Consider the following 12387-nt stretch of genomic DNA (forward strand, 5'->3'; position numbering starts at 1 on the left):
AGACGTTTCAGAGTGAGTCTTGAGAATGGAATCCAAGCGTTTTCCCCGGGTCAATTCATTGAAGGCAACCTCGCCCGATGACCCCGGAGTAGAGCGTTTCAGCGGCAGGAGCGACAGGGCGGATAGCCAGCGGCCCGGCGCAGCCAAGGCCGGCAATTCGCCGCCGACCGTTCATCTTGGTGGCAACGAAAGCCCCGCCTGGCAGGACTATTTCTTCCTGGCGCCCAATGTGCGGTTCACGCGCACGCCGGACTATGACGGCAGCACAAACAATACGCGGCGCGAGCAGGTTGCTGTCGAGGAAAGTGAACCACTGACGCAGCCAACGCAGCAGGCAATCGCCCATCCGGCCGCGGCACTCCAAGCCGGCTCGTCCTCGCCATCGCCACTGAGAAACCCCGCCCTGGAAGCCGCTCGGCCTCTTGCAGGCGACAGGGCGGTGACGCATGAAAGGCAGCCTGCTCCTGCCCCGGTATCCGCCCAGCCAAGGCATGCCGGCGACAAGGCGCGGACTGCGGCGGGCTCCAGGACGGCGGCAACGGCACGTGCATCCACGCCGGCAGCGTCTGCTGGCGAGGTTGCGTCACCGGTCAGAACACAAGGCCGCGGAAATGCACGCTGGCCCTATCTGTCGGATCACGTCTTCTTCGAGCTCATGGCGCCCTACATGATCGAGAGCCCGTTGCCGGCGCCACGGGCGGTCTCGGCTCCGCGGCCGGCCGCGCCGGTCGTGCCACCACGGGTAGATATCCGTGCCACGCCCACGGCCGACCCGACAGCGTTGTTTCGGGTCATCGAGTGCCTTCCAGGCCTGCAAGCCCCATCCGCCCTGCCGGATGTCCGTCCGGCCAACTCGAACGAAGCCGCGAGCAACGCGCCGCAGGATGCCCGGACAGTGGTCGCGGTTCCCGTCGCCGCGACGAGCAACGCCGTTCAGGTCCAGGTCGCGCAAAGCGCGGATGAGACAGTGCAGGCTCCGGCCATGCGCGCATCCGCGCCGCTGCCCAGGGTCGGCAAGATCGTGCCGGCCACGACAGGCGAGGCATACGAACTTCCCTCCGAAGAGCTGCTGCAGCAGCCGCCGGAAGGGCAGGGCTTCTACATGTCGCAGGAGCGGCTCGAGCAGAATGCCGATCTCCTGGAAAGCGTGCTCGAGGATTTCGGGGTCAAGGGCGAGATCATCCACGTTCGCCCGGGTCCGGTCGTGACGCTCTATGAGTTCGAGCCGGCGCCGGGCGTCAAATCGTCCCGCGTCATCGGTCTTGCCGACGACATTGCCCGCTCCATGTCGGCGATTTCGGCGCGCGTCGCCGTCGTGCCCGGCCGCAACGTCATCGGCATCGAGTTGCCGAACGAGACGCGCGAGACGGTCTATTTCCGCGAGCTGATCGAATCGCAGGGTTTCCGCAAGACCAGCTGCAAGCTGGCGCTTTGCCTCGGCAAGACAATCGGCGGCGAGCCCGTCATCGCCGAATTGGCGAAGATGCCGCATCTGCTCGTTGCCGGCACCACCGGCTCGGGCAAGTCGGTCGCCATCAACACCATGATCCTGTCGCTGCTCTACCGGCTGAAGCCGGAAGAATGCAGGCTGATCATGGTCGATCCCAAGATGCTCGAACTTTCCGTCTATGACGGCATCCCGCATCTGCTGACGCCCGTCGTCACCGATCCCAAGAAGGCGGTCACCGCGCTCAAATGGGCGGTGCGCGAGATGGAGGACCGCTATCGCAAGATGGCGCGGCTCGGCGTGCGCAACATCGACGGCTACAATGAGCGCGCCGCCCAGGCCCGCGACAAGGGCGAGGCGGTCGTCATGACGGTGCAGGCCGGCTTCGAAAAGGGCACCGGCGCGCCGCTCTTCGAGCAGCAGGAAATCGACCTTGCGCCGATGCCCTACATCGTCGTCATCGTCGACGAGATGGCCGACCTGATGATGGTCGCCGGCAAGGAGATCGAAGGCGCCATCCAGCGCCTGGCGCAGATGGCGCGCGCGGCCGGCATCCACCTGATCATGGCGACGCAACGCCCGTCTGTCGATGTCATCACCGGCACGATCAAGGCCAATTTCCCGACCCGCATCTCCTTCCAGGTCACGTCAAAGATCGACAGCCGCACCATCCTGGGCGAGCAGGGCGCCGAACAGCTGCTTGGCCAGGGCGACATGCTGCACATGATGGGTGGCGGACGCATCGCCCGTGTGCACGGTCCCTTTGTGTCCGACGCGGAGGTGGAGCATGTCGTGGCGCACCTGAAGGCCCAGGGCCGCCCGGAATATCTGGAAACCGTGACCGCCGACGAGGACGAGGAAGAGGTCGAAGACGACCAGGGCGCGGTCTTCGACAAGGGATCGGTCGCCGCCGAGGACGGCGATTCCAGCTATGACGAAGCGGTCAAGGTGGTGTTGCGCGACAAGAAGTGTTCGACGTCCTACATCCAGCGCCGGCTCGGCATCGGTTACAACCGCGCCGCTTCCCTGGTCGAACGCATGGAGAAAGAAGGATTGGTCGGCGCGCCGAACCACGTCGGCAAGCGCGAGATCACCATGGGGCGGCGGCCGCCGGTGACCGCGCCTGACGACGACGGCACGGACTGATCGGCAGCCTTCGGCGATGCTCTTCTCCCGAAAATAAAAAAGGCCGGTTGCCCGGCCTTTTCTCATGGAAGCTGTGCGATCTCAGCCGATCTTCTGGCCGGTCTTGGCCCAGTCGGCGAGGAAGGTGGCGAGGCCCTTGTCGGTCAGCGGATGGTTGACCAGCGCCTTCAGCGTCGCCGGCGGCGCGGTGACAACGTCTGCGCCGATCAGGGCCGCCTGCTTGACGTGGTTCACCGTGCGAACCGATGCGGTCAGGATCTCGGTCTGGAAATCGTAATTGTCATAGATCTGCCGGATCTCCTGGATCAGCTCCATGCCGTCCGAGCCGGTGTCGTCGATGCGGCCGACGAAGGGCGAGATGAACGAGGCGCCGGCCTTGGCGGCGAGCAGCGCCTGGTTGGCCGAGAAGCACAGCGTGACGTTGACCATGCGGTTCATCTGGGTGCGGATCGTCTTGCAGGCCTTCAGGCCGTCCAGCGTCAGCGGCACCTTGATGCAGACATTGGGCGCGATCTTGGCCAGGACCTCGGCCTCCGCCATCATGTCCTTGTATTCGGTCGCCACCACTTCGGCAGAAACCGGGCCCTCGACGATATCGCAGATCTGCTTGGTGACGTCGGCGATCTTGCCGCCGGATTTGAGGATGAGCGACGGGTTGGTGGTGACGCCGTCGAGCAGCCCCAGATCGTTCAGCTCACGGATATCCTTGATGTCGGCGGTGTCGACGAAAAATTTCATGGCGGTCTCCTGACGATTTCGTCGTGCATGGGAAGGCACGTTCAGCGTTGCTCTTTGATCTAGACCAAAGTCGGGGCAAGGTCACGCCTCATGATCGAAGATTCGCCCTTTGTCGCAGCCGCACCGGTGCTGGTGCCGATGCCTGCCGAACGCCCTTACACCTATGCCGTGCCGGCCGGCATGCGCGTGGTGCCGGGGTCGATCGTGCGCGTGCCGCTCGGACCGCGCCAGGTTGCCGGCATCGTCTGGGACGGCGTGGTCGAGAACATCGACGCGAAAAAACTGCGCCCGATCGAACAGGTTTTCGACTGCCCGCCGATCGACCGCGCCATGCGCCGTTTCGTCGACTGGGTGGCGCAATACACGCTGTCGGCGCCGGGCATGGTGGCCCGCATGTTGCTGCGCGCGCCGGAGGCCTTTGACCCCGAACCCTGGATCGAGGGACTGCAGCGAACGCTCCTCGTTCCCGACCGGATGACGGATGCGCGGGCGCGCGTGCTGGAGACGGCCGAAGGCGGGCTCGCCTGGACGCGATCCGGCCTGGCACATGCGGCCGGCGTGTCGTCGACGGTGATCGAGGGGCTGAAGGCGCAAGGCGTGTTCGAGACGGTGATGATCCCGCCACGCCCCGTGGTGGCCGCTCCCGACCCAAGCTATGCCGTGCCGGAGCTGATGCCGGACCAGAGCGACGCGGCATCGATGCTGCGCGCCAATGTCGCGGCCGGCGCCTTCAATGTCGCGCTGCTCGACGGCGTCACCGGTTCGGGCAAGACGGAGGTTTATTTCGAGGCGGTGGCGGCAGCGCTCGACCAGGGCAAGCAGGTGCTGATCCTTTTGCCGGAAATCGCGCTGACCCACGCTTTTCTTGAACGTTTCCAGCAGCGCTTTGGCGCCAAGCCGGGCGAATGGCATTCGGACCTGCCGCCAAGAATGCGCGAAAAGGTCTGGCGGCAGGTGGCTGAGGGCACGGTGCGCGTCGTTGCCGGCGCGCGGTCGGCTTTGTTCCTGCCGTTCAAGGAACTAGGCCTGATCGTCGTCGACGAGGAGCATGACCCGGCCTACAAGCAGGAAGACCGCGTCTTCTACAACGCCCGCGACATGGCCGTGGTGCGAGGCCATATTGGCGGCTTTCCGGTCGTGCTGGCGTCGGCGACGCCATCGGTCGAGAGCCGGGTCAATGCGAGCCAGGGCAAATACAACAGGGCCGTCCTCTCCGCCCGCTTCGCCGAAGCGGCGCTGCCGCAGCTGAAGTCGATCGACATGCGGCGCGCGCCACCGGCGCGCGGCGGCTTTCTGTCACCGGTGCTGATCGACCATATGCGCCGGACGCTGGAAAGGAAGGAGCAGTCGCTCTTGTTCCTCAACCGGCGCGGCTATGCGCCGCTGACACTGTGCCGGGTGTGCGGCCACCGCTTCGGCTGCCCGGTTTGCTCGGCGTGGCTGGTCGAGCATCGTTTTCGCGGCCAACTGGTCTGCCATCATTGCGGGCACAATGAGCGCCGCCCCGAAGCCTGCCCGGAATGCGGCACGCTTGACCATCTGGTCGCCTGCGGACCGGGCGTCGAGCGCATCGCCGAGGAGGTCGTCACGCATTTTCCCGACGCGCGGACAATCGTCTTGTCATCGGACCTGATGGGCGGCGTGCGGCGGTTGCGGCTGGAGCTTGAGGCGATCGCCGATGGCGAGGCCGACATCGTCATCGGCACGCAGCTCGTTGCCAAGGGCCACAACTTTCCCAACATGACGCTGGTCGGCGTCGTCGACGCCGATCTCGGTCTCGCCAATGGCGATCCGCGCGCCGCCGAGCGCACCTTCCAGCTGCTCAGCCAGGTGACGGGTCGCGCCGGACGCACCGGCAAGAAAAGCCTCGGTCTGCTGCAGACCTTCCAGCCGGACCATCCGGTGATGCGGGCGATCGTCTCTGGCGACGCCGAGGCTTTTTACGAGCGCGAGATCGCCGAGCGCGAGCGGGCGGCCTTGCCGCCCTTCGGCCGGCTGGCCGGCGTCATCGTCAGCGCGGTGACGCGTGCGGAAGCCGAGGGCCATGCACGCGGGCTGCGCCGCGCCGCGCCCGAGGCGTCGGACCTGTTCGTGCTCGGCCCTGCCGAGGCGCCACTGTCCTTGCTCGGCGGCCGTCACCGCTTCCGCCTGCTGATCCAGGGCGAACGGCGCGCCGACATGCAAGGGTTTATCCGCGCCATGCTGGCCAATGGGCCGAAACAGCGCGGTTCGGTCCGGGTGCAGGTGGATATCGACCCGCAGAGCTTTTTGTGAGCTGACGCTTCCAGCGATAGGCTGAGTCCAGCGAGAAACGGAAAATCACATGAAAACCCTTGGCCTTCTGGGCGGCATGAGCTGGGAATCGACCGCCATCTACTATCGGCTGCTCAACGAGATCGTGCGCGAGCGGCTTGGCGGGCTGCATTCGGCGAAACTGCTGCTCTGGTCGTTCGACTTCGCCGAGATCGCCGAGCGGCAGCATCATGGCGATTGGGATGGCGCCGGCATGCTTCTGGTCGAAGCCGCGCGCAAGCTCGAGGCGGGCAGTGCGGAAGGCCTGCTTTTGTGTACCAACACCATGCACAAGCTGGCTGACCAGGTGCAGGCGTCCGTATCCATTCCGCTGATCCACATCGCCGATGCCACCGCGGCGGCGATCAAGCGCGCAGGCATGAAGCGCCCGGCATTGTTGGCGACGCGGTTCACCATGGAGCAGGATTTCTACAAGGGCAGGCTCGCCGACAAATACGGCCTGTCACCCGTGGTGCCCGATGCCGCGGGGCGCGACATGGTGCATCGCGTCATCTATGACGAGCTCTGCCAGGGCATTGTCAGCGACGCTTCGAAGACTGCATACATAGAAGAAGCCGAGCGTCTGCGCCGTGAAGAGGCCGCCGACAGCCTGATCATGGGCTGCACCGAGATCACCATGCTGATCGGCCAGCGCGATTTCGACATTCCGGTCTTCGACACGACGCGCATCCATGCCGAGGCGGCCGTGGAATTCGCTCTCGGTTGATACGCTTGTCCTAAAGTGCCCGGAGCCATCTGGCGCGGCGGTTTTCCTCCGGTAGAATGCCCGCAATTTCAAAACAGGCATTTCGAGGGGACAAAATGGATTTTGCGCTTCCATGGCCGACGAGCCAGGGCGAATGGCTGGCCTGGTCGAGTGCCGTCTTCACCGTGCTGCTCGGCCTTCTGTTTTTCCTGGCCCCTAGCCTGGCCTTTCGCATCCTGCGCCTGCAGGCCAAGCCCGAAAAGGCTGCGGCGATCGCCGAGGGACGCGGCAGGATGTCGGGCTTTTATCTTGGCGTCGGCCTGTGCTGTATCCTCCTGGCGCAGCCGCTGATTTACATGGCGCTCGGCTTCTCCTGGCTGTTCACCGCTTTCGGCCGGCTGCTGTCGATGATGTCCGACGGCGCCAACACACCTTTCAATTGGGTTTCCATTGTGGTGGAATTGGTCCTGGCGGCGTTGCCGCTTGCCTTTGCCTTCGGCTTTGTGCCCTGAATCCAAGGGTATTCCGGCGCGCGAGACCCGAGTCTTTCGCCGGATGCGACAATAGTGCCTGAAAAGCATGCGGAACGACGCATTGCGGTCTTAAAATGCCTGTGCTAGACGGCAATCGACTTTCGGCCGGGGATAGCGGAAGCCGCGCCTCCGTGCTTGAAAAAATGCAGTAAGGTCAAAGATTTAGCCAGAGTTTTTGCTCGCGCCAACAATCTGCGGCCTGTCAGACAAGAGAAAAGACGGTCCGTGGCTCAATCGTCATCGCCAATCTCAGGTGTCGCAGAACGCTACGCGGGTTCGCTGTTCGAACTCGCCCTGCAGGCAAATTCCGTGGCCAAGGTCGAGGCCGACCTCAGCAGTTTCGAGGCGCTGCTCGCGGGGAGCGCCGACCTGACCCGGTTGATCAACAGCCCGGTGTTCTCCAGCGAGGATCAGGCCAAGGCCATCGCGGCGATCGCCGACAAGGCCAAGATCACCGGTCTCACCGGCAATTTCCTGCGCGTCGTCGCACGGAACCGCCGCTTGTTCGCCGTGCCCGGCATGATCAAGGCGTTCCGCCAGATAGCGGCCGAACACCGTGGCGAAACCGCTGCTGAAGTGACGTCGGCTCATGAGTTGACCGCCGCCCAGCAGACAGAACTCAAGACGGCGCTGAAGAGCGTTGCCGGCAAGGACGTGGCCATCTCCGTCACCGTCGATCCGTCGCTGCTTGGCGGGCTGGTGGTCAAGATGGGCTCGCGCCAGATCGATACGTCGCTCAAAACCAAACTCAATTCGCTCAAGCTTGCACTGAAAGAGGTCGGCTGATGGACATCCGCGCCGCGGAAATTTCCGCAATTCTGAAAGACCAGATCAAGAATTTCGGCAAGGAGGCCGAGGTCTCCGAAGTTGGACAGGTGCTGTCCGTCGGTGACGGTATCGCCCGCGTCTACGGCCTCGACAACGTCCAGGCCGGCGAAATGGTCGAATTCCCCGGCGGCATCCGCGGCATGGCGCTCAACCTCGAAGCCGACAATGTCGGCGTCGTCATCTTCGGCGCCGACCGTGACATCAAGGAAGGCGACACCGTCAAGCGCACCGGCGCCATCGTCGACGTTCCGGTCGGTCCGGGCCTGCTCGGCCGCGTCGTCGACGCGCTCGGCAACCCGATCGACGGCAAGGGCCCGATCAAGGCGACCGAACGCAAGCGCGTCGACGTCAAGGCGCCCGGCATCATTCCGCGCAAGTCGGTGCATGAGCCTATGTCGACCGGCCTCAAGGCCATCGATGCGCTGATCCCGGTCGGTCGCGGCCAGCGCGAGCTGGTCATCGGTGACCGTCAGACCGGCAAAACCGCCATCATCCTCGACACGATGCTCAACCAGAAGTCGGTGCACGACAACGGCCCCGAGAAAGAAAAGCTGTACTGCGTCTACGTCGCCGTCGGCCAGAAGCGCTCGACCGTCGCGCAGTTCGTCAAGGTGCTGGAAGAGCGCGGCGCGCTCGAATATTCGATCATCGTCGCCGCCACCGCTTCCGATCCGGCGCCGATGCAGTTCCTGGCGCCGTTCGCCGGCTGCACCATGGGCGAATATTTCCGCGACAACGGCATGCACGCGCTGATCAGCTACGACGATCTGTCGAAGCAGGCCGTCGCCTATCGCCAGATGTCGCTGCTCTTGCGCCGCCCGCCGGGCCGCGAAGCCTATCCGGGCGACGTCTTCTACCTGCACTCGCGCCTGCTCGAGCGCGCCGCCAAGCTCAATGACGATCTGGGCAATGGCTCGCTGACGGCCCTGCCGGTCATCGAAACGCAGGCCAACGACGTGTCGGCCTACATCCCGACCAACGTGATCTCGATCACCGACGGCCAGATCTTCCTCGAAACCAACCTGTTCTTCCAGGGCATCCGTCCGGCCGTCAACGTCGGCCTGTCGGTGTCGCGCGTCGGATCCTCGGCGCAGATCAAGGCGATGAAGCAGGTTGCGGGCTCGATCAAGGGCGAGCTGGCGCAGTACCGCGAAATGGCGGCCTTCGCGCAGTTCGGCTCGGATCTCGACGCAGCCACGCAGCGCCTGCTCAACCGCGGATCGCGCCTGACCGAACTCCTGAAGCAGCCGCAGTTCTCGCCGCTGAAGACGGAAGAGCAGGTCGCGGTGATCTTCGCCGGTGTCAACGGCTATCTCGACAAGCTGCCGGTCAACCAGGTCGGCAAGTTCGAGCATGGCCTGCTCAGCCACATGCGTGCGGCGGGCAAGGACGTTCTAGACGCCATCCGCAAGGAAAAGGCGCTGTCGGACGATCTGCGCGCCAAGCTGAAGGCAGAGATCGACGCTTTCGCCAAGACCTTCGCCTGAGCGAAGCGACAAGACGGGATCAGGTTTGAAGCATGCCTTCATTAAAAGACCTTCGTAACCGTATCGCCTCGGTCAAGGCGACGCAGAAGATCACCAAGGCGATGCAGATGGTCGCCGCGGCGAAGCTGCGCCGTGCGCAAGAGGCCGCGGAAGCGGCGCGCCCCTATTCGGAGCGCATGGGTTCCGTACTGGCCAACATCACCCAGGCGATCGGCGGCGGTGGCGATGCCCCGGCGCTGATGACCGGCACCGGCAAGGACGACGTGCACCTGCTGGTCGTCTGCACGGCCGAGCGCGGCCTGTGCGGCGGATTCAACTCGCAGATCGCGCGTCTGGCCCGCGACCACATCCGCCGGCTTCTGGCCGACGGCAAGCAGGTCAAGATCATCTGCGTCGGCAAGAAGGGCTTCGACATCCTGCGCCGCGACTATGCATCGATGATCCTCGACCGCGTCGATCTGCGCGAAGTCAAGACGCTCGGCTTCGTCAATGCCGACGCGATCGCCAAGAAGGTCATCCACCTCTTCAACGAGGGTGGCTTCGACATCTGCACGCTGTTTTATTCGCAGTTCAAGTCGGTGATCAGCCAGGTCCCGACCGCGCAGCAGATCATTCCGGCCGGCGTCGCTTCGGCTCCCGCCGAGGCGGTGGATGGCGGCAGCGCCGTCTATGAGTATGAGCCGGAGCCGGGCGAAATCCTGTCCGACCTCATCCCGCGCAACATCTCCGTGCAGATTTTCCGCGCGCTGCTTGAAAACGCGGCCGGCGAAATGGGTGCCAAGATGAGCGCCATGGACAATGCGACGCGCAACGCCGGCGAGATGATCAACAAACTGTCGATCACCTACAACCGCCAGCGGCAGGCGCAGATCACCAAGGAACTGATCGAAATCATTTCGGGCGCCGAGGCGCTCTAGGCGCGGTCCGTGGGCCATCTGGCCCGCCACCGGACCGCGTGAGAAACAAAGGACGAAAAAGGGTAAAGACGATGGCGAAAGCAGCGACCCCCAAGACGGCAGCCCCCAAGGCCGCCGCCGCGAAGACCGCAGCCCCCGCGAAGGCGGCCAAGGCTCCGGCAGCCACCGCGAAGGCAGCTCCGGCAAAGACGGCGGCAGCGCCGGCCAAGGCCGCCGCGGCCAAGACATCGGCAGCGGTTGCCAAGGCAACCGGTGTTGTCGGCAAGGTCCGCCAGGTCATCGGCGCCGTCGTCGACGTGCAGTTCGGCGATCACCTGCCGGCGATCCTGAACGCGCTTGAGACGACCAATGTCGGCAATCGTCTGGTGCTCGAAGTTGCCCAGCATCTGGGTGAAAACACCGTGCGCTGCATCGCCATGGACTCCACCGAGGGTCTGGTGCGCGGCCAGGAAGTGCGTGACACCGGCGCGCCAATCACCGTGCCGGTCGGTCCGGGCATGCTCGGCCGCATCATCAACGTCATCGGCGAGCCGGTCGACGAAGAGGGCCCGGTCGACGCAATCGAAATGCGCTCCATCCATCAGCCGGCTCCGACCTATGTCGAGCAGTCGACGGAAGCGCAGATCCTGATCACCGGCATCAAGGTGCTCGACCTCCTCGCGCCCTACGCCAAGGGCGGCAAGATCGGCCTGTTCGGCGGCGCCGGCGTCGGCAAGACCGTGCTGATCCAGGAACTGATCAACAACATCGCCAAGGCCCATGGCGGCTATTCGGTGTTCGCCGGCGTCGGCGAGCGCACCCGCGAGGGCAACGATCTCTATCACGAGTTCATCGAATCCGGCGTCAACAAGAAGGGCGGCGGCGAAGGCTCCAAGGCGGCTCTGGTGTACGGCCAGATGAACGAGCCGCCGGGCGCGCGCGCCCGCGTCGGCCTGACCGGCCTGACGGTCGCCGAATATTTCCGCGATCAGGGCCAGGACGTGCTGTTCTTCGTCGACAACATCTTCCGCTTCACGCAGGCGGGTTCGGAAGTGTCGGCTCTGCTCGGCCGTATCCCGTCGGCCGTGGGCTATCAGCCGACGCTCGCCACCGACATGGGTGCGCTGCAGGAACGCATCACCACCACCACCAAGGGCTCGATCACCTCGGTGCAGGCCATCTACGTGCCCGCCGACGACTTGACCGACCCGGCGCCGGCGACCTCGTTCGCCCACCTTGACGCGACGACGACGCTGAACCGCGCCATCGCCGAAAAGGGTATCTATCCGGCGGTCGATCCGCTGGATTCGACCTCGCGCATGCTCGACCCGATGGTCGTCGGCGAAGAGCACTATGCCGTCGCCCGCCAGGTGCAGTCGATCCTCCAGCGCTACAAGTCGCTGCAGGACATCATCGCCATCCTGGGCATGGACGAGCTGTCGGAAGAGGACAAGCAGACCGTGGCCCGCGCCCGCAAGATCGAGCGCTTCCTGTCGCAGCCGTTCTTCGTCGCCGAAGTGTTCACCGGCGCGCCAGGCAAGCTGGTCGACCTCGCGGACACCATCAAGGGCTTCAAGGGCCTCTGCAACGGCGACTACGATCACCTGCCGGAAGCAGCCTTCTACATGGTTGGCGGCATCGAGGAAGCGGTCGAGAAGGCACAGCGCCTGGCGGCTGAAGCAGCGTAAAAAGCGAATAGCGAATAGGGAGTAGCGAATAGGGCAAGGTGAGCCGAGCGAGTTTCTTCCCTACTCGCTACTCATTATTCCCTGCTCGCTAAAATGATCATGGCTGAAGCTTTCAAATTCGAACTGGTCTCGCCGGAGCGCCTGCTGGTTTCCGCCGAGGTCGAATCCGTCGTTATTCCGGGCGCCGAAGGCGAGATGACCGTGATGGCGCATCACGCGCCGGTCATGACCACGATCAAGCCGGGTGTCGTCACGGTGAAGACCGCTTCGGGCGGCGAAGAGCGCTATGTCGTGTTTGGCGGTTTCGCTGACATTGTTCCGGCCGGCTGCACGCTGCTGGCGGAATCGGCGGTCGCGGTGAAGGATGTCGACCGGGCCGATCTCGCCCGCCGCATCCAGGAGGCCAAGGAAGATGCCGCCGACGCCAAGGACGACCAGGCGCGCAGCAAGGCGGAGCAGTTCCTCAGCCAGCTCACCACGCTGGAAGGCGCGCTTATCCCGGCCTGAAATTCAGCCTAGAGCGTTTCACCGTTTCATGGAAACGGCGACCGCTCTAACTCTTTGTTTCGACGCAATTCCTGACGGAAAACCGCTCACACTTTTCCTGGAATTGCTCTGGATGACTT

The 12387-nt window shown here is 64.4% G+C and carries 10 protein-coding genes; 9 read left to right on the forward strand and 1 reads right to left on the reverse strand.

Going from position 1 to position 12387, the window contains the following annotated elements; all coding sequences use genetic code 11:
• Positions 1–25 precede the first annotated feature (25 nt).
• Positions 26–2593 carry a DNA translocase FtsK gene (locus EB231_RS06095; RefSeq protein ID WP_172348036.1) on the forward strand — a complete coding sequence of 856 codons (2568 nt, stop codon included), beginning with the start codon at positions 26–28 and terminating at the stop codon, positions 2591–2593.
• 81 nt (positions 2594–2674) lie between these two features.
• Here EB231_RS06095 and fsa read toward each other — a convergent pair whose 3' ends face one another.
• Positions 2675–3331, reverse strand: a complete 657-nt coding sequence (gene fsa, locus EB231_RS06100; RefSeq protein ID WP_172348037.1) for a fructose-6-phosphate aldolase — start codon at positions 3329–3331, stop codon at positions 2675–2677.
• A gap of 90 nt (positions 3332–3421) precedes the next feature.
• Between fsa and EB231_RS06105 the strand changes: the two genes are divergently transcribed.
• The 8 genes from EB231_RS06105 to EB231_RS06140 all read left to right on the forward strand — a co-directional run bounded on the left by EB231_RS06105 (position 3422) and on the right by EB231_RS06140 (position 12268).
• Positions 3422–5605 carry a primosomal protein N' gene (locus EB231_RS06105; protein WP_172348038.1) on the forward strand — a complete coding sequence of 728 codons (2184 nt, stop codon included), beginning with the start codon at positions 3422–3424 and terminating at the stop codon, positions 5603–5605.
• A 49-nt stretch (positions 5606–5654) separates the two neighbouring features.
• Positions 5655–6350: an aspartate/glutamate racemase family protein gene (locus EB231_RS06110; RefSeq protein WP_172348039.1), complete on the forward strand. Its 696-nt coding sequence runs from the start codon at positions 5655–5657 to the stop codon at positions 6348–6350.
• A gap of 95 nt (positions 6351–6445) precedes the next feature.
• Positions 6446–6841 (forward strand): AGROH133_08824 family phage infection protein, encoded by a 396-nt coding sequence (locus EB231_RS06115; protein WP_172348040.1) that lies wholly within the window; start codon positions 6446–6448, stop codon positions 6839–6841.
• A gap of 246 nt (positions 6842–7087) precedes the next feature.
• Complete coding sequence (locus EB231_RS06120; RefSeq protein WP_172348041.1) at positions 7088–7648, forward strand: F0F1 ATP synthase subunit delta; 561 nt, start codon at positions 7088–7090, stop codon at positions 7646–7648.
• Positions 7648–9177 (forward strand): F0F1 ATP synthase subunit alpha, encoded by a 1530-nt coding sequence (gene atpA / locus EB231_RS06125; RefSeq protein WP_019861845.1) that lies wholly within the window; start codon positions 7648–7650, stop codon positions 9175–9177. The genes EB231_RS06120 and atpA overlap by 1 nt, the downstream gene beginning before the upstream one ends.
• Positions 9178–9209: 32 nt before the next feature.
• Positions 9210–10094: a F0F1 ATP synthase subunit gamma gene (locus EB231_RS06130; RefSeq protein ID WP_172348042.1), complete on the forward strand. Its 885-nt coding sequence runs from the start codon at positions 9210–9212 to the stop codon at positions 10092–10094.
• Between the two features lie 71 nt (positions 10095–10165).
• On the forward strand, positions 10166–11761 hold the full coding sequence (gene atpD, locus EB231_RS06135) for a F0F1 ATP synthase subunit beta (protein WP_172348043.1): 1596 nt from the start codon (positions 10166–10168) through the stop codon (positions 11759–11761).
• A gap of 99 nt (positions 11762–11860) precedes the next feature.
• Entirely contained in the window at positions 11861–12268 is a 408-nt protein-coding gene (locus EB231_RS06140) for a F0F1 ATP synthase subunit epsilon (protein WP_172348044.1), read from the forward strand.
• Positions 12269–12387 lie beyond the last annotated feature (119 nt).

The organism is Mesorhizobium sp. NZP2298 (assembly GCF_013170825.1).
Classification (GTDB): Bacteria; Pseudomonadota; Alphaproteobacteria; order Rhizobiales; family Rhizobiaceae; genus Mesorhizobium.